Annotated in this window: 17 protein-coding genes; 4 read left to right on the plus strand and 13 right to left on the minus strand. The window is 43.2% G+C overall.

Annotation, left to right across the window (positions count from 1 at the left end; genetic code table 11):
• Window positions 1–50: 50 nt before the first annotated feature.
• Both nifE and BM008_RS11795 read left to right on the plus strand, forming a co-directional pair.
• The gene (nifE, locus tag BM008_RS11790) at window positions 51–1,547 is read left to right on the plus strand and encodes a nitrogenase iron-molybdenum cofactor biosynthesis protein NifE (RefSeq protein ID WP_091937241.1); all 1,497 of its coding nucleotides are present in this window, start codon (window positions 51–53) and stop codon (window positions 1,545–1,547) included.
• Complete coding sequence (locus BM008_RS11795) at window positions 1,544–2,959, plus strand: nitrogenase component 1 (protein WP_091937243.1); 1,416 nt, start codon at window positions 1,544–1,546, stop codon at window positions 2,957–2,959. Before nifE ends, BM008_RS11795 begins: the two co-directional genes overlap by 4 nt.
• 129 nt (window positions 2,960–3,088) lie before the next feature.
• Here BM008_RS11795 and BM008_RS11800 read toward each other — a convergent pair whose 3' ends face one another.
• From BM008_RS11800 to BM008_RS11850, 11 genes are all read right to left on the minus strand, one after another.
• Window positions 3,089–3,817 (minus strand): hypothetical protein, encoded by a 729-nt coding sequence (locus BM008_RS11800; protein WP_091937245.1) that lies wholly within the window; start codon window positions 3,815–3,817, stop codon window positions 3,089–3,091.
• Window positions 3,818–3,854: 37 nt separating this feature from the next.
• Window positions 3,855–8,825 carry an APC family permease gene (locus BM008_RS11805; RefSeq protein ID WP_091937247.1) on the minus strand — a complete coding sequence of 1,657 codons (4,971 nt, stop codon included), beginning with the start codon at window positions 8,823–8,825 and terminating at the stop codon, window positions 3,855–3,857.
• A gap of 237 nt (window positions 8,826–9,062) precedes the next feature.
• Window positions 9,063–9,644 (minus strand): nitroreductase family protein, encoded by a 582-nt coding sequence (locus BM008_RS11810; protein WP_091937249.1) that lies wholly within the window; start codon window positions 9,642–9,644, stop codon window positions 9,063–9,065.
• Window positions 9,645–9,655: 11 nt separating this feature from the next.
• Window positions 9,656–9,997, minus strand: a complete 342-nt coding sequence (locus tag BM008_RS11815; RefSeq protein WP_091937251.1) for a ferredoxin-thioredoxin reductase catalytic domain-containing protein — start codon at window positions 9,995–9,997, stop codon at window positions 9,656–9,658.
• A 6-nt stretch (window positions 9,998–10,003) separates the two neighbouring features.
• Window positions 10,004–10,252 carry a glutaredoxin family protein gene (locus tag BM008_RS11820; RefSeq protein ID WP_091937253.1) on the minus strand — a complete coding sequence of 83 codons (249 nt, stop codon included), beginning with the start codon at window positions 10,250–10,252 and terminating at the stop codon, window positions 10,004–10,006.
• Window positions 10,249–10,554, minus strand: a complete 306-nt coding sequence (locus tag BM008_RS11825) for a Rieske (2Fe-2S) protein (protein ID WP_091937442.1) — start codon at window positions 10,552–10,554, stop codon at window positions 10,249–10,251. The genes BM008_RS11820 and BM008_RS11825 overlap by 4 nt, the downstream gene beginning before the upstream one ends.
• Before the next feature lie 44 nt (window positions 10,555–10,598).
• A complete protein-coding gene (locus tag BM008_RS11830; protein ID WP_091937255.1) occupies window positions 10,599–10,904 on the minus strand; it encodes a Rieske (2Fe-2S) protein in 306 nt (101 codons plus the stop codon).
• Window positions 10,905–10,929: 25 nt separating this feature from the next.
• The gene (locus BM008_RS11835) at window positions 10,930–11,244 is read right to left on the minus strand and encodes a Rieske (2Fe-2S) protein (RefSeq protein WP_091937257.1); all 315 of its coding nucleotides are present in this window, start codon (window positions 11,242–11,244) and stop codon (window positions 10,930–10,932) included.
• Between the two features lie 73 nt (window positions 11,245–11,317).
• Window positions 11,318–12,679 carry an MATE family efflux transporter gene (locus BM008_RS11840; RefSeq protein ID WP_091937259.1) on the minus strand — a complete coding sequence of 454 codons (1,362 nt, stop codon included), beginning with the start codon at window positions 12,677–12,679 and terminating at the stop codon, window positions 11,318–11,320.
• A gap of 33 nt (window positions 12,680–12,712) precedes the next feature.
• Window positions 12,713–13,156, minus strand: coding sequence for a MarR family transcriptional regulator (locus BM008_RS11845; protein ID WP_091937261.1), 444 nt, complete (start codon window positions 13,154–13,156; stop codon window positions 12,713–12,715).
• A 127-nt stretch (window positions 13,157–13,283) separates the two neighbouring features.
• Window positions 13,284–14,444: a Coenzyme F420 hydrogenase/dehydrogenase, beta subunit C-terminal domain gene (locus tag BM008_RS11850; protein ID WP_091937263.1), complete on the minus strand. Its 1,161-nt coding sequence runs from the start codon at window positions 14,442–14,444 to the stop codon at window positions 13,284–13,286.
• Window positions 14,445–14,696: 252 nt separating this feature from the next.
• Between BM008_RS11850 and BM008_RS11855 the strand changes: the two genes are divergently transcribed.
• Both BM008_RS11855 and BM008_RS11860 read left to right on the plus strand, forming a co-directional pair.
• A complete protein-coding gene (locus BM008_RS11855) occupies window positions 14,697–15,551 on the plus strand; it encodes a 4Fe-4S binding protein (protein WP_091937265.1) in 855 nt (284 codons plus the stop codon).
• Window positions 15,552–15,618: 67 nt separating this feature from the next.
• Entirely contained in the window at window positions 15,619–16,602 is a 984-nt protein-coding gene (locus BM008_RS11860; RefSeq protein WP_091937267.1) for a radical SAM protein, read from the plus strand.
• Between the two features lie 21 nt (window positions 16,603–16,623).
• Here the strand turns inward: BM008_RS11860 and BM008_RS11865 are convergent, their stop codons facing one another.
• Both BM008_RS11865 and BM008_RS11870 read right to left on the minus strand, forming a co-directional pair.
• Window positions 16,624–17,163 carry a GNAT family N-acetyltransferase gene (locus BM008_RS11865; protein WP_091937270.1) on the minus strand — a complete coding sequence of 180 codons (540 nt, stop codon included), beginning with the start codon at window positions 17,161–17,163 and terminating at the stop codon, window positions 16,624–16,626.
• Between the two features lie 17 nt (window positions 17,164–17,180).
• Window positions 17,181–17,411 (minus strand): hypothetical protein, encoded by a 231-nt coding sequence (locus tag BM008_RS11870; protein ID WP_091937272.1) that lies wholly within the window; start codon window positions 17,409–17,411, stop codon window positions 17,181–17,183.
• Window positions 17,412–17,418 lie beyond the last annotated feature (7 nt).

Below are 17,418 nucleotides of genomic sequence, written 5' to 3' on the forward strand. Positions count from 1 at the left end.
ACTCGAGGTCGTTCAGTAACGACCTCACATATATTTTTTGGAGTGAGAACATGCCAGACATTACAAGCGTGGTAGATACGCTGGATGAAAGAAAGCCATACATAGAACTGAAGCAGGCAAACAAGTCAGGAGAACTTGCATGCGATAATACATCAATTGCCGGTTCCATGAGCCAGAGGGCCTGTGTATATTCAGGAGCACGTGTGGCACTTAATCCCGTAACCGATGCAATTCACCTCGTACACGGTCCCATTGGATGTGCAAGTTACACATGGGATATCAGAGGTAGCCTATCAAGTGATAAGGAGACGTTCCGTACCAGTTTTTCAACTGATATGAAGGAACTAGATGTTGTATTCGGTGGCGAGAAAAAACTCTCAAAGAGCATTGACGAACTGGTCGAGTTGTATAACCCACCTGCCATCTTTGTCTATTCAACCTGTATTGTCGGAATAATCGGCGATGATCTCGAAGCCATTTGTAAGGAAGCGACCGAAAGGGTAGGAATACCCGTATTACCTGTAAAGTCAGAAGGATTCAAGGGAACAAAGTCCGATGGATATAAGGCAGCATGTAATGCGCTTATGGAACTTGTCGGAACAAAGGAACCGGAGTTCACATCTGAATACAGGATAAATATACTCGGTGACTACAATGTGGCTGGAGATGTCTGGCTGGTAAAGCCCCTCTTTGAGAAGATGGGAATACAGGTAATTACTTCAATGACAGGAGATTCAACTGTCGACAGTATCTCAAAGTCACATGGAGCACAATTGAACCTTGTACAATGTTCAGGTTCCATGACATATCTCGCAAAGTGGATGAAGAAGGAGTTTGGAATTCCTTTCACAAAGGTCAGCTACTTTGGAATAGAAGATCTTTCAATTGCATTGAGAACAACTGCTGAATTCTTCGGTTCAGAAGAAATGATGAACATTGCAGAAGAAATAATCGAGCAGGAAACTAACAGGATCATGCCTGAGATAAAGGCAATAAGAAGCAGGCTTGAAGGAAAGACGGCAGCAATTTACATGGGCGGGGCAGCCAAGGCACTTACATTGATAAAGGGCTTCCGAGAACTCGGTATGGAAGTTGTTATAATTGGAACACAAACAGGAAAGCGTGATGACTACAAGCAGATAAGTTATCAGGTAAAGGACGGAACGGTCATTGTTGATGACGCAAATCCTCTGGAACTTGCCGACCTTCTTAGAAATCAGAAGGCAGATCTCATGGTGGCAGGTGTCAAGGAAAGGTTCCTGGCTTACAAGCTTGGTGTTTCATTCTGTGATTTTAACCATGACAGAACAATTGAATTCGAAGGTTACGATGGTTTCCTGAACTTTGCAAGGGAACTTGATACTTCGGTCAACAGTCCTGTATGGAAGTATGTTGGTAGTAAGATAGAGGACTCATATCCAGGAAGCAGCGGGGCAAACAAGGGCTGTGGAACTGAGGAAAGTCAAAAGATGTCCAACAGGATAACAGGGGAAAGGAATATGCAAAATATCGATCCCATTACATTACAAGAGGAGTCAGTAGCATGAGCGAACGCAATTATACTACTGTCAACCCCTGTATAATGTGCCAGCCAATTGGCAGTGTAATGGCTTTCAAGGGAATAGAAGATTCAATGGTCCTTTTACATGGTTCTCAGGGCTGCAGTACCTACATGAGACTGCACCTTGCACATCATTTCAGAGAACCTGTGGATATCGGCTCAAGCTCACTCAGTGAGAAGGGAGCAGTTTACGGTGGAAGCGAGAACCTCAAGAAGGCACTCAAGAATCTAATATCACGTTATGATCCAAAGGTCATCGGTGTTGCAACAACATGTCTCGCAGAGACCATTGGAGACGACATCAATCGTATCATTTCTGAGTTCAGAGACGAAGAAGGTGTTGGTGACGAGAGAATAATCATTCCTGTACCAACTCCAAGTTATGAGGAAAGTCACAACAGTGGATATATAAAGGCTGTTGAGGCTATCGTTAAGACCTTTACATTGGATAATTCAAAGAAGGATATATTCAACAATAAGTTGAATGTCATTCTTTCAGAGAACATCTCACCTGAGGACACAAGGGAGCTCAAGCATATATTCAACAGTATTGTAGGACACAATTCTTCCATACTGCTGCCTGATATATCTGAGACCTTTGATGCACCTATGACAGGTGACCTCCACAAGATACCACCTGGGGGGACTACACACGCTGATATTGCAGACATGAAGAACAGTGCTGCATCTATTGGATTAGGTATTACCAATGACAACAAAGCGGTCAACTATCTTGAGCAGACGTTTGATATCCCTTCACAAAACCTGCCCCTCCCGATCGGACTTGAATACACTGACAAGGTACTGGCCGCATTATCCAATATATCCGGAGTAGAGATCCCGGATGAATTCCAGAAGGAAAGAGGAAGGCTTATCGATGCCATGGTGGACTCTCACAAGTATGTGTATGGAACAAAGGTCGCTATCTATGGTGATCCCAACAATGTACTTGGAATGCTTTCACTGGTACTTGAGAACGGCATGCATCCTATACTTGTGGTTGCTTCAAGCAAGTCACCAAGATTTGCAGAGCACGCCATGGAGAGGGTCAAGCAGGTCAAGCCTGACTGTGATGTGACCATCCTTGAGGATGTTGACTTTGACACATTCAACGATGCTGTCCAGAAGGCAAAGCCTCAGATGCTCATTGGAAACTCCAATGGAAAGTACATCGCAAAGGAAATGAATATACCATTGATCAGATTCGGGTTCCCGATACACGATCGTGTAGGTGCCCAGAGGCTTCTGACAATTGGTTACAAGGGAGCAATGCGCATGCTTGACAGGATAACCAACACTATCTTGGAAGTTGAGGATACTGAATTAGCTGCGAAATGGTCTGAACCGGAAAGCTATGTTCCGCTCGGCGAGAATAGCTTTCACTCCGCAGAAGCGTGAGGACGACGCAAAAAATATCTAAGTCATTGAAGCAGGATAGAAAAACGAATACCATATCCTGCTTTGATTTCATCATTTTTTATTTCTATTCTTGATCCCTTACTGGTAAGTATCTTCTCTGATCAATGATTATGCCTGAAGAGGAGATTCAACATCGATCTCCTGGTCATAGTCGTAAATATTGACAGTGTTGTGTATTATGACAGGTGAGTTCATCCCCTGAACTTTCATCTGTATATCGATGTAAGTTTCAATGGAGACTATATAATAAGTATCTTCATCAATGAGATATCTCACGTAATAATCACGCAGTTGCTCCGTTCCCTGAAGATCAAGACCTACCTTGTCAGCTTCCTGCATCAGTGCTGTTTTATCGGGAATTGCTGTGAGCACTATGCCTCTGTCGGTCCTTTCCATACTGAGGTTGGTGGAATCTTCAATAAGGAAGTCATTCCGGGATAACTGGTCATTGCTTTCCCAGGTATCATCATCCAGTTTTCTGGATTCCCATGTACCATTGTCCTCTCTCATGTATGCTTTCTCATCAACTACTATCATATTGATGGATTTTTCAGGTGAGAAAAAACTGATGTCCATCTCTTTGTCAGCATAACCAACGTAACCACTTCCGTTCAAAGGAGAAATTGTTTCCCCGAGAATTGTGATCTCATTGCTTATGTTGAACTTATATGATCCGATATCCTCTGATACATGTGTAATTCTTCCTGCAAGATCATATGGATCATTTATCTCCCGGTACTCTGCATAATAATGAACACTGGACAATATCAAAATAGAAATAATAACAAGACCAGCATAAAGCTGCTTGTTACTACTTCCTTTTTCTTCTGCTGACAATCAGATCACCTTTGTGTACATAGATCAGATATTCCTATTATTTGTTTTTCCGCAGAACTACAATACCAGCCAGCAGTGCTACTATACTAATAGTAGGTATCCAGAATGAGGCAGATGAACCTGATGTATCTGATCTTCCCTCATCCGCAGGAACACTTCTTTCTTCATCATCTGATAACATCGGCGTATCTGTCTGAGTATCCACTGCTTCTTCGCTTGATACTTCTGATCCAAGGGGTGTATCGTCTTTCGAGTCAATAATGCCATCATTATCAGTGTCTGCGTTGAAAGGATCAGTGCCCATTCTTCTCTCTACGAAATCGAACAGGCCATCACGATCAGAATCAAGCGGGCTGTCATCATCGTTGCTGCCGTCTTCTGATACAGCGGACTCAACTCTTACTTCTCCGGAAAGTCCGTAAGTACTGAAGTGAGATATGTTGGCCCACATGTAACCTTCGTATTCATTGCCATCAATGATATCGTTCTCGGTGTTTATTCCAAGTTCATAGACCCAGTCCATGTCAGTGCTCATCTTTTCCCACTGGCCGCTGGTCTCGTTGTACCAGACCATTGAAAGTGTGGATTCATCAACGTCACCAGCATCGTTGCCATCAAGGTCTCCTGTTCTGTCAAGATCACGACCTGTATAATATATAACGATCAATGCACGCTGGATATTGTTGACAGTTCCGTTCATTACATTCTCACTGACATTGATATCGAGATACTTGACACCAAGATCCTCAGTGGATAATCCAAAGCTCAGGTTATGAGGAAGTTCATCCTCATAATACCGGTTAATTTCCATTGAAGGTCTGACCGGTTCCTTGAGCTCGACCATCACATAAAGTCCCAGGTCGCTGATAGAATCTGCCTTGAACTGACTTACCGTTGTCAGGTACTCCAGATCGGAACCTGTCTTGAACAGTTCAAGTACCTTGTAATGGTCATTTGCATATGGATGTGAGAGCATAACCACGGTCTGGTTATCTGACCAGACATCATATTCTACTGCAAATCTGTCATAGACCGACCTCTGCATTTCTGAAAGCTTATCCGGAGCTACAGAAGCAAGTATGTTCATGGTGATATTACCTGCTGTTGTATTGTCCGTTCCTGGCCTTCCAACGAACAGGATATTCTCTTTATCAGAATAATTACTGATATTCTCCGGATCGAAGACGGTTACATTGGTGTACTTCTCAAGATCCTCTATAAGCTTAAGGGTATCTTCGTCTTCATCATAGCTTGCCCATATCCTTTCAACATTTGATACAAATGTATATGGATCCTCAGAATCATTCAAACCATTTCCATCCGTATCGCCATTATTAGGATCAGTACCGTTCATGATCTCGAACAGATCAGAAAGACCGTCACCATCAGTATCGTTACTCCTTGGATCTGTCATGTTATCTATTTCCTGACCATCGAGAATACCGTCTCCGTCGGTATCGTTGAGGTACATGCTGGTATTATAGAAGATCTCGTAGCCATCAAGCAGTCCATCACCATCAATATCAGGATTGCATGCATGATCATTATCCCAACTAAATTCCTCACCATCTGGTATTAGGTCATCATCAGAATCTGCATCCGTCATACTTGTACAGCTTTCGAATTCCTCACCATCAGGAAGGCCGTCACCATCGGTATCGGCGCTGAGTGGATTTGTACCATAACGTATTTCTTCCCAATCCATTAAGCCATCATCATCTGTATTACCATTCCATGGATCACAACCAAAGAGGATCTCGGCGCTATCGCTCAAATGGTCACGATCACTATCATAGTTCAGAGGGTTTGTACCCAGACTTAGTTCCACAAGGTCGCTCAGACCGTCATCATCTGAATCAGTGTCCCTTGGATCGGTTGAATTACTGTACTCTGCCAGGTCACTCAAACCGTCATAGTCTGTGTCTTCATTTAGAGGTTCACTATCAACACGAACTGTGTAAGTACCCGACTCATTGGTAAAGGTCACATCCCATCCGGCAGTTTCAATCACATCCATCAGTCCCTCTCCATCAGTATCGGTACTGTTGGTAGGTGACATCGGGTTAAGGTTGTTCAGATATTCCGCCTCATCTCCAAGGCCATCTCTGTCGCTATCGGGTGAGAGGGGATCAGAGTAGACCGTCATATTAAAAGTACTGCCTTCATAGTTGAAACTGATCTGCCATCCACTGATCTCCAGATAATCTGACATGTTATCGTTGTCAGTATCGTAGGCTGACATGTTAGTGCCGTAGATAAGTTCCATCCTGTCATTCAGGCCATCTCCATCCTTATCGGACTTTGCAGGATCAGAGTCTATGGAATTCAGCTCAAAAGCATCGCTCAAACCATCTCCGTCTGCATCCCATGACCAGGGGTATGGGTCATCACCGTTGGCAAGACCATCATGGTCATGATCCAGTGCATCTAGCTCGCTCCATCTTACAAAGCCATCTAAACTATTAGGAAGTACATCAAAGTAGATAGGGTCCATTACAGTGTAAGTTGATCCTGTTTCTTCCACTGTAGTATACTTGTAACCATTCCAGAAGTCCCATTCTATCTTACGGTCAGTGTATATTATTTTATACTCTGCTGTGAAGTATAGTCTTAGAGGGAAATTAATGTAGGCAGTATCCGGTTCGATCCATGCAACAGTCTCATAGGTAGTGTTCTGCTGGTCAGGATATACATTTTGTACTGATACAGTATTGGTGTAGTCACCTTTGTCTGCCTGCCAGTAAGCAAATGGTGTCTGTGCGTTCCCCCAGTTACTGTTCTTGTAGTGAGGAACTATATAGCTATCCTGGACATTCTGCCAGGTACCATCTGATGTCCTCGTGATCGTTCCGTTAATATAACTCCTGAAAATGATCTGGTCTCCCAGGTCCAATCCGTTACTTTCGTTATCCCTGAGATCAAGTGATGTATTTATCATGCCTAATGAGCACTCAGTGTTCGGATAAGTCTGATGGAACTTACCAACAAGCCATGACACAAAGTCAGAGAAGCCTATTCCGAAGATTCCAAGGATAAAATCGGTCAGACCTATAAGTCCCATAATGACACCTCCAACAAGAGCAATTATCCATCCTACTGTCGGTATTGCTGCACATGCCAGGAGAAGCACACCTATAGCAAGCATTGCAGAAGCATATAATATCATTATCGTAGCATAAACAGCACCCTGGAAAGTACCGGTATTTGACCAGCCCTCGCTCATGGCTATATTAAAGAAGCCCCACAATGCAAAGCCAACATCAAAGACAAATCCTGCTACCATGGTGATTATACCTATCACCCCAAGTACCTCTCCCAGACCATTCAGTCCTTTGGCAATGCTACCGATCACACCAATGGTCTTGTTCAGTGACTGGCTGGTGGTCAGCAGTATTCCTAAGAACCCTTTTACTGTTTCAAGTACATATTTGGTGGCAAAGAAGGCCCGATAAGCTATTTCTGTTGTATTTGCAACAAGGTCCATGAATGCAAAACTGACAAAGATGATATTTCCTGCCCATGACTGGATGTCGTTGAGAATATCCATTGCCACTGGATATTCAAAGGACATAAGCGTTCCACCTATCTTTGTGACCTTTGATTCACCCACAGACCATACGAGTGACAAAGCCATGACGGATTGAAGGGAGTCTGCATCTATACTCACTTCATTACCCCAGTCCTCAAGTTCACCAAACATAGATTCTGAACCTACGCGGGAATTATCCGTGGTATTGTACCAGTTTGTCTGCAGTGTCTTTAAAGAAATAACGGGTTCATTGCTCATATCTACGAAAATATCATTGCCAACAATGTATGAACCTGATCCCATATCAGAAAGGTCAGATATTGTGAAATTATTCTGGATCGCAGATATCACAGGGAGTATGCGGTCATCAGGAAGTGAATCCAGGGCATCAGGTGTCATTTCAGTAGTAAGTGCCTGCAATCCGAGGTCCTGATGTTCAAAACTATCAATATCAGAGGATATAGTAATATTATGGTCAGCGAGTTCCAGTGGCATATCCTGCACAGTTGACCGGTTATCTCTTAAGAATGAGTAGGCCATCATGAAATTGGTACCAATGCTCTGATTCAGGTTATCTGTATAGAAGATCCCAACATCGGTTCCATAGCTCTCTTCTACACTTAGACCTGTAAGAGTGAAATCTTCCCTGTATGTTATAAGGGTCGTGGATTCTGTACTAATTGTGTTATTAGTTTCATCCAGACTATCTGTTTTTGCCTGAACGAGCCACAAAAGACTTGCATTGATATTGACGTCAGTAGTACTTGACTCCGGATAGAACATCTTTCCTGCAAGTGCAGTTTCTCCACCGATGCCGTTTACCTGGAACAGTGGAACATATACTCTGTCACCGGAAACACCAAGACCATAATCATCAACATCTGACTGGTCCGGGATCTGGTCCATTGTGAGTTCAAGAAGAGGTACTATCGTCAGGTCCTCTGTAGAATCATCAAGGTCCTGCATGGTACTTTTATTATCAAAAGGCCAGTCCAGTTCCTGATAGGCAAGTCGGACATGACTGGAAGCTTGTGGAACAAGCTGGAAATCAATGTAAACAGGGTTCCCATTGGTAGTAATATCAAAATTAAAATGATCTAAACTGGTTGAACGTGCAAAAGGTGATGGGTCAACGTTGTCCTCTACGCCGTCATCATCGTTGTCAAAATCCCAGATGTTAGATATACCATCTGAGTCGATGTCAAGAGATAGGACATCTGTAACTTCAAAATTATCAGAAAGGCCATCATAGTTAGAATCCATCTCAAGTGGATCAGAAAGGTAAACTACGGATTCATTATAATCATCGAGCTGGTCATGATCAGAATCTGTGTTACTAATATTTGTTCCAAGTATCGATTCAACGGCATCAGGTAATCCATCGCCGTCCGTATCAGTTGGATCGGTTGTTACATTTATAAGTTCAAGAACATCCAGGCCATTAGATGCAGGAGTTTGCATTTTTATCTGGGAGACCATTGAAAGCGCTGCGATGGTATCCTGAGGAATATAAGTCTCATTTTCATTATTGAACAGATCTTCATTGCTGGCTGCAACAGCAGGATAGAATTGAGCTCCTAATAGAACTATAGCTACAAGTACTTGGAATAATATGTTTCTCTTAATTGCGACACCTTCTGAATATTAGAAGGAAGTCTACTATATATGTGTTTTTATTTGAATTTAAAATAAAAAAGAGTGCCTGGTAAATGGTGGTTAATACACCCAGACCACCTCAGGTTCCTTTTTATCGGTCTCCCCAGGTTCCGTTACCGGATAGCCCATAACGATCGGTGCAACCACTCTGTAATCAGGAGTTATTCCAAGTTCTTCCAGTAACTCGGGATTATCCTGAATGAAACAGGCTGTACCGATCCAGCAACTACCTATTCCCATGGAATGGGCTGCAAGCATCATATTCTCAGCACACAATGAACAATCAATGTCTGCAGTTACGCTTGCATTGTTACCAAGGACTATTATGAGGACCGGTGCATCGTAAAATATATGGAAGTCATCAGTTGAAAGTTTCTTCTTGAATTCGACCGCTGCATCATTGGTGGCCTCCTCAAGCATTGTAAGAAGACGTGGTTTACAATGATCTGACATCCTTTTCATCATTTCACGATTTTTTACCACAACAAAGAACCATGGCTGAATGTCAAAACCGGAAGGTGCGTGGATACCTGCATCAATAATTGTCTTGATGTCTTCGTCACTTACTTCCTTGTCAATATATTCCATGACACTTCTTCGTGTCTTTATATTTTCAATTACACTATTTTTTTCCACTCCCATGGAATCACTCCCTATTTCTTTGATTCGAGGAACTCTTGTAAAGATATCTGCATCAGGCTGTCAGGGTCATCAACATCCTTATGCACATACATGCCACACCAGCAACGCTTCATGGCATCATAGTGCTCTCTGTGGAAAGGGATACAGGGGCAGACAAGTTTCATATCGTGTTCCCTTTCTCCTGTAAGACCCTGGCATGGACAGAATGGATTACCCTTTTCCTTTTCGATGTTAACTTCCTGTTCAAGAAGAAAATCAACCAGTTCTGTGTCAGGGCTGAACTTGTATCCCATAGGCTCGATGACCTTTGAGAACATAGTCCTGAGCTTCTCCTTTCTCTTTTCCATATCCATTTTATATCACAGTCCTAGTAATTTTGCATACTTGTCCGGGTTGTACCCAACAACCACATCATCATTGACCTTCACGAACGGGAACGACATCTCAGAACCATGGGCAAGGCAATCTTCCCTAATGGCCTTTTTAGTGTCTCCGTCTGCTTTGTCATAATCAATATATTCGAATGGAATATCATGTTCCCTGAAGAACTTCTTAGCCCTCATACACCAGGGGCAGGTACTGAGGGTATACATAACTACTTTCTTCATTCTCCGGCACCTCCCATATTTACAAACACATTTCCATCCTCGACCTTTGTCTGGTAGACAGGCACCTTTATCTCCTTTGCATTAAGGAACTCGCCATTTCGAATATCAAATTTCCAGTCATGGCATGGACATACTATCAAGTATTGTTCCAGGGTGCCTTTAGACAACGGACATTCCATATGAGGACACTTGTTGGACATCGCAAAAAAGACACCTTCCTTCTTAAGGAGCAAAACCTTGTTACCTTCCAGTAACAATGCTGTCTTCTCACCCTCAGGAAGTTCATCTTCCTTAATTGCCATGATCCATTTGCTTTCTTGATCCATAAACACATTCCTGTTGTATATCATGTAAGAATGGAGATCTTTCCATCCTTCACCTGTGTTTCATATACGTTCACCCGGATCTTATCGGATGCTATATACGCCCCGGTCCGAACATCAAAGGTCCAGCTATGACATGGACATTTGATAGAATATTCCTGCAGAGTTCCGCCCTGAAGCTGACAGTTCATATGGGGGCAGCGGTTCTCAAGGGCAAATACCTCCCCGTTGATACGGAGAAGGATCATCTGCTGATCTCCGATACTCACAGGTACTATTTTACCTTCTTTGACTTCATTGTCATCTGCAGCGATAGCCCACGAGGACATTTTGATCTCCCTTCAATATCACTGTTCATAAAAGGACAAGTATCTCGCCGTCTTCCACCTTGTTCTCGTACATATCAAGGACCTCATCCTCATCTCCCTGATATTTTCCGGACCTGATATCATATTCCCATCCGTGGCACGGGCATTTCAGTATGAACTCATCACTGAATGTCCCTTTTGAAAGGCGACAACCCATATGTTTACACTTACCAAAAAGAGAATAGATAGTTCCGTTCTTTCTGATCAGAAGCACAGGTGTTCCCTTCACTCTGGCAAACTCCATACTTCCTTCTTTCAGGTCACTGTCCTTTAATGCGTAGAACCAGGATCTTTCTGACATTCGTACCTCCCATGAATAATCACTGATCCAAAAATATAAATAGTTGTCGTGGAATAAAAATATGGTAGCAAGCTTATGAATTGCTACTTCTGTGCTGGAAGAACTTGTATTCTCTCCAGACAAGGAACATACTTATGATCGCTGCCATGAGGTCTGATATTGGAAATGCCATCCATACTCCGGAGAGATCGAAGTAATATGGGAGCAGGATCACCAGAGGTATCAGGAACAATATCTGACGGCACATTGACAGGAAGAAGGATGGCCTGGCTTTGCCAAGCGACTGGAACAGTGTCGTTCCAATTACGTTCATACCTATCAATGGACTTGCCAGGACCATTATCCTCAGGGCAGATGCTCCGTTACTGATCAGATCTGCATCAGTGCTGAACATGCTGAAGAATGTCCCAGGGAATATTGAAAGCAATGTCACGCCAACAAGTCCGAAGAGAGTTGTGATGATAAGCGATGTTCTGACAGATTCATTCACTCTTGCATAGTTCTCAGCTCCATAGTTATAGCCAACAATGGGTTGGAGACCATGTGATATCCCTATTATAGGCATGAGTATAAGCATTATCAATTTTATCGAAACACCAAATACAGCTATTGAGAGGTCTCCTCCATAGACGGCAAGTACGTTGTTCAGTACAAGCATCATGAAACTGTTCGATGCTCCCATTACAAAGGAACCAAAGCCAATAACGGTTATTTCTTTGATCAGATCGAACTTTGGAGTGAGATTTGCCAGTTTCAGTTTGAGAGGACTTTTTCCTGTAATGTAATAGTATAACAGATAGATAGTACCTGCCAGTTGTGCGAGTACGGTTGCAAGAGCTGCACCCTTTACTCCCATGCCAAATCCGAACATCAGGATGGCATCAAGGAATATATTCAAAACTCCTGAGAACACCATGTTGTTCATGGCGATCTTGGAATTGCCTTCGGCCCTGACGAGATTGTTCAATACGAATCCGAATGTGAAAGCAAGTGTACCCTGCAATATAACTACAGCATATTCTTTTGCGTAGATCTGATTATCAACTGTGGCACCGAACAGGTTCAATATTGTGTCCACATTGAAGAAGAACAGTATCTGGAAAAGGATACTAATTATTATTGTATAGGAAAAGACGTTCCCAAGAGTCCTCTCTGCTTTTTCTACATCTTTGGAACCAAGCATTCTTGAAATTACCGACGAACCTCCGACACCTATTCCAATAGATATTGCTATCATAAGCATCTGCAAAGGAAAAGCAACAGCTACTCCTGCAATTCCCAGGACACTCTGGTCACCCAGTGCTCTTCCGACAAAGAAAGTGTCCACCAGATTGTAGAATGCCTGTACGAGAAGTCCTATTATGGCAGGTGTGGCCAGTTTCCATAATAGCTTGTTGATACTTTCAGTACCCAAGAATTCACTTTTGTTGTTCATGACGTTATCCTTATCTCAAACATAGTTCGTTTTTTAATTCTCTGAGCCCCTGTCGAATTCTATGAGGGTATCTTTGGCCTTGTCCAGAAGCTTCCTGAAGATGGCTTCTTCTTCTTCCGAGAACTCAGAGAGGAGTATCTGGTTCCACTCATGGAGCGTTCTGTTGATCAGAGGGATGACTTCCCTGCCTTTATCAGAGATGAAGACCCGGTATATACGTCTGTCATCATCATCCTTTTCCCGATATGCATAACCTTCTTTTTCAAGGGCAACAATGGCTCTTGTTGCAGTAGCTTTGCTCAGGTTCAGATAACGCGCCAGACCTTCCTGGGAACAACCGTCCTTGTGGGACAGTGTCAGCAGGAACGCGAACATAGGTCCTTTCAGGTTATAGGACTCAAGGGCATTTTCAATGTAAAAATGGTTATGTGAAAATATATAACCAATTTTTGCGCCGATCCTCTCTGATTGCTTCATGGATACTCCTTAATATATGCAAGATAGTTTCATGTGAAACCAATTAGTTTAATGTGAAACTAATATATAAATGAAATGGATGTCACTATCTGACATAGAAAAAATAAAAAGATAAGGTTATTTGAATTCAGACCTTCTGCCTGCGGTTAAGAGAATACATCTGGATCTTCTTCATCTTGGCAAGATTAAGAGCACCTTTCATCTCTTTTTGCTCAAGCAGACGGGCATCAACATAACCTGCATCAACTGCCTCGTTGAAGATGTCGTAACCAATTCTGGAACGTGCAAGAACGGTGGTCCAGCCCTGAGGTGTGCCTACGCCACCAAACGAAATATCTGCATTCTCAGCTGCCATGTCTGTACAGTATTTGCATGAACTGCTTCTATACTGGTCTAATTCATCAAGCGGGAAAACCCTGAGCTCATCAGGTGTCTGGAACTCGAACTTACCTTTCCGGATCTTCATGGACTCGATATCGGCAAGTTTCATATCCCTGCTCTCTACAAATTCTCTGATACCTTCATAATAGAAAGTGTCCATACAGAACAGTCCCATTTTAAGAATATTTGCTCTCATGAACAAATGCAGGAATCCCTGTGGACTTTTCTGCATCTTCGTAACTGCATCGATATTACAGCTCGGTCCAACAAAAGCAATACTCCTCATGCCTTCCTTCACAGCATCCATCAAAGCCCTGAGGGTCATACTGTGGCTGTAAATACTTCCTGAGCCTTCAAGGATATCCTCGTAGGTCTTTGCAACAATAGGCACAGGTTTCCATGGCTCTTCATCTGATCTGGTCGTAACGATGGCACAGTCAATGAGCCCTGCATCCAGAGCATAGCCGAGCATGGCAGTCACAACGCCACCATCCTGTCCTTTTAGTCCCGGTAGAGCTGACTTTGCAGAATAGGCGTTGCGAAGTTTTCCTACCAGTCCGTCCTCTGTTGTAATTGTCCTTGGGCACTGGTTATAGCAAACTCCACATGCAGTACATTTGTCTACAAGTGTAGGCTCTTCATTTTTGAAAATAATAGACTCACATGATGCGGTACATGCTCCGCAAAGGGTGCATATTCCAGGCTTGATAATATCCTTCCTGAGCTTTCCAAAAGATATCTTCTCCTGCTCAGCAATGGACCTCTTAAGGCGTACAACTCTCTTTTCCAGAGGATCTGACTTATTATTACCTTCATAAGAGCAGAATCGATACTTTTCCCCGGCATTATCCATAGAACGAGAAGTATCTTTCTGCATGTTGTTTTTACAGATAAGATCGCTAGACATTTTATTTCTCCCAGGATCGCGGATGTCCTTTCAGGATTGATAATATCGTTCTTATAGTATAAAACAACATTTGAATTTAATAATCGTGATGGTTCGCTGCATAATGATTATTAGTTATAATTATTAATTATGAGAATATGTGGGGCATAATGTTTTTACAATATAGCCTATATCAAATTTACTTGTTCTTAATTATTATAGATGTGTAATTTCAGTAAAATAACTACCAACTGGAAACAGAAAGTGACCAAAATGGCAAAGAAAGACACAGATAAAGACCTGCTCAAGGAGAAAGGTTTTCTTTCCCAGAGGCAGGATGACCATTTCGCTATGCGTCTACATGCAGCAGGTGGTAACGTAACATCTGACTATCTCCGGGCTGTGGCTGATGCTGCAGACAAATACGGCAAAGGCTATGTGCACATAACCTCCCGACAGGGAGTGGAGATACCCTTTGTTCACCTTGATGATACCGAAGCCGCCAGTGAGACCATGCTGTCAGCAGGTATCGGTCCGGGAGCATCCGGGAAAAAGATAAGGGCAGTTGTGGCATGCCAGGGGGATCGTGTCTGTAAACGTGGTCTCATCGACTGCCAGGAAATGTGCGAGAAGATAGATGAACTATACTTTGCTGCTCCGGTTCCCTACAAGTTCAAGATCGCAGTGACTGGATGTCCCGCATCATGCCTGAAAGTTCAGGAGAATGACTTTGGTATCATGGGATTTGAAGAACCGGTCTTCGTTGAAGAGAACTGTGTCATGTGCAGGCAATGTGAGAAAGCCTGCGAGGTTTCTGCCATCAAAATAGAGGATGGAAGTCTCTATCTGGATATGCATAAATGCGTGGCCTGCGGCCGCTGCATCGGAGCCTGCAAAAAGGATGCTATGCGGACAAAGGATAAGGGTTTCACAATATTCGTGGGTGGCAAGGTAGGTAAAAGGCCACGCATGGGTAACATGTTGCTCAGGACATGTGACAGCGATGAGGTGTTCGATATCCTTGAGAGGACCATAAACTATTATCGTGAGAATGCCCTTGAAGGTGAGCGTCTGGGTGATGTCATAGACCGTTGCGGTCTGGATAGTTTCGGGGAAACCGTTAAATGATCCCGGCAAAAATAACCTGTATAGATACATTACTAAAAATGCCCATCTTTTTGGTATTGGAGAATCCATGAAACCAGAAACCAAAGCACAACTCATCTCAGTAGGGTCCGTGAATATGGATCCTGCTCTTATCCATTGGTTAACTATTCCTACAGCAGGTCCTGGAGCCGGGAATATAGCTTTCTTCTTTAATTCCGGTGGTCACCGTGTGCGTCTTGCTGTCAAAAAAGAATCCCCTCTGGAAGCTAAGATGGAGGACGGAGAACTTGTCATCAGAAGAGATGGCGTAGAGATAGCAAGAGGAAGCATCGAAGAAGAACTCATCCACTGTCCTGATCAGGCTTTTATCACGATGTGTGAGAAGTGTGTCTTCGACTGCAAGTTCTGTCCGGTCCCAAAACTTGGCGGTAAGGTCAAGAGCATGGACCAGATGCTGACGATGATAGCAGATGCCAATGAAACAGGCAGTATGAAAGCCATTTCCATTACTTCCGGTGTTGAAACATCTGCAGAGAAAGAGGTTGAGAGGGCTGAGGAACTTGTCCGCAGGCTCAAGGAAAAGTATGATGTGCCTATAGGTGTCTCGGTCTATCCTACAGAAGATTCCACCCTCCGGCTCAAAGCAGCAGGTGCTGACGAGCTAAAATACAATGTTGAGACCATGGACCGTAAACTCCATGCTGAACTGTGTCCTGACCAGGACCTTGAGTTCCTTCTTGATGCACTCAGGGAAGGTGTAAAGGTATTCGGAAAGAACAAGGTCTGCTCTAATTTCATAATCGGTCTTGGAGAAACAGATGAGTCCGCAGAGAAAGGTATAGAGGAACTTGTATCCATTGGTGTGGTGCCGATCCTCAGGGCAGCTGCACAGCATCCGTTACGTAAGGGTGAGGTAACAGTGGAAAGGCCAACTGCTGAAAGGCTGATGCATCTGAACCTCTTCCTGAAGGAAAAACTGGACGAGTATGGTCTGCGCGCCGATACGTTCGATACTATGTGTCTGCCATGTACTGGCTGTGACATCAATCCTCATCTGGATATCGAGGATTGAATCTAAAAACAGGATCCGAATTCATAACTCATCTTTGAGAATGGCGTAGATGCAGTCATCCTGAACAACGCCATTTTTGATCACGTTGTTCTTCAGGGTACCTTCAAGCCTGAATCCTGCTTTTTCAAGAGCTCTCCTTGATCCTGTGTTATTGGCAAATGGTTGTGCATAAACCCTGATGAGGTCAAAATTCTCGAACAGGTATTTAGCCATAGACCTTAACACTTTTGTCATTATTCCCTTTCCCCAGTACTCTTCAGCAAGGTAATAACCAAGTTCTGCAGTTTTACGATGCACGTTGTCCTCTATGAACGCACCAATACTACCACTGGCCTCGCCATTGATCTCGATAGCAAATACTTTTGAACTGGTGTAATTCTGGCTTGCAAGGGTGATGAACTGTCTTGCATCATCAATAGAATAGGGATGGGGGATACCGTCTCTTAAATTATCTACTATTTTCCTGTTGTTAGCAATAACTGCAAGTCTTTTGGCATCTTCTTCTTTCCATGGCCTCAGTATGAACTCATCAGTTTCGATCTTAATATCATTATCTTCCATGCGTAAACACCCTCATGTCAGTGCATGATCTTCTCAATTATCCCCGGCCACACCGAAGCTGCCACTATCATACTCAGGATGAACACAAAGACCATTCCTGCAATGATATCGACCTGGCTGTATAATGGCACCGTTCTGGAACTGTTGACTTCAAAGGAGAGTATTGCAAAGACAACAACAAGTACAAGCGAGGAGAGCACGCTTGCAACAAGTGCATATTTCCCTTTATTTGCTGATGTAATGTCCATGTTAGTA

Origin of the sequence: Methanolobus profundi (assembly GCF_900114835.1) — an archaeon.
Taxonomy (GTDB): domain Archaea; phylum Halobacteriota; class Methanosarcinia; order Methanosarcinales; family Methanosarcinaceae; genus Methanolobus; species Methanolobus profundi.

Excerpts from the sequence above, each read along its gene's own strand:
- nifE (WP_091937241.1), top strand. The coding sequence starts at position 51 with ATGCCAGACATTACAAGCGTGGTAGATACGCTGGATGAAAGAAAGCCA.
- BM008_RS11795 (WP_091937243.1), top strand. The coding sequence starts at position 1,544 with ATGAGCGAACGCAATTATACTACTGTCAACCCCTGTATAATGTGCCAG.
- BM008_RS11805 (WP_091937247.1), bottom strand. The coding sequence starts at position 8,825 with ATGGTCTCCCAGATAAAAATGCAAACTCCTGCATCTAATGGCCTGGAT.
- BM008_RS11810 (WP_091937249.1), bottom strand. The coding sequence starts at position 9,644 with ATGGGAGTGGAAAAAAATAGTGTAATTGAAAATATAAAGACACGAAGA.
- BM008_RS11815 (WP_091937251.1), bottom strand. The coding sequence starts at position 9,997 with ATGGATATGGAAAAGAGAAAGGAGAAGCTCAGGACTATGTTCTCAAAG.
- BM008_RS11820 (WP_091937253.1), bottom strand. The coding sequence starts at position 10,252 with ATGAAGAAAGTAGTTATGTATACCCTCAGTACCTGCCCCTGGTGTATG.
- BM008_RS11825 (WP_091937442.1), bottom strand. The coding sequence starts at position 10,554 with ATGGCAATTAAGGAAGATGAACTTCCTGAGGGTGAGAAGACAGCATTG.
- BM008_RS11830 (WP_091937255.1), bottom strand. The coding sequence starts at position 10,904 with ATGTCCTCGTGGGCTATCGCTGCAGATGACAATGAAGTCAAAGAAGGT.
- BM008_RS11835 (WP_091937257.1), bottom strand. The coding sequence starts at position 11,244 with ATGTCAGAAAGATCCTGGTTCTACGCATTAAAGGACAGTGACCTGAAA.
- BM008_RS11840 (WP_091937259.1), bottom strand. The coding sequence starts at position 12,679 with ATGAACAACAAAAGTGAATTCTTGGGTACTGAAAGTATCAACAAGCTA.
- BM008_RS11845 (WP_091937261.1), bottom strand. The coding sequence starts at position 13,156 with ATGAAGCAATCAGAGAGGATCGGCGCAAAAATTGGTTATATATTTTCA.
- BM008_RS11850 (WP_091937263.1), bottom strand. The coding sequence starts at position 14,444 with ATGTCTAGCGATCTTATCTGTAAAAACAACATGCAGAAAGATACTTCT.
- BM008_RS11855 (WP_091937265.1), top strand. The coding sequence starts at position 14,697 with ATGGCAAAGAAAGACACAGATAAAGACCTGCTCAAGGAGAAAGGTTTT.
- BM008_RS11860 (WP_091937267.1), top strand. The coding sequence starts at position 15,619 with ATGAAACCAGAAACCAAAGCACAACTCATCTCAGTAGGGTCCGTGAAT.
- BM008_RS11865 (WP_091937270.1), bottom strand. The coding sequence starts at position 17,163 with ATGGAAGATAATGATATTAAGATCGAAACTGATGAGTTCATACTGAGG.
- BM008_RS11870 (WP_091937272.1), bottom strand. The coding sequence starts at position 17,411 with ATGGACATTACATCAGCAAATAAAGGGAAATATGCACTTGTTGCAAGC.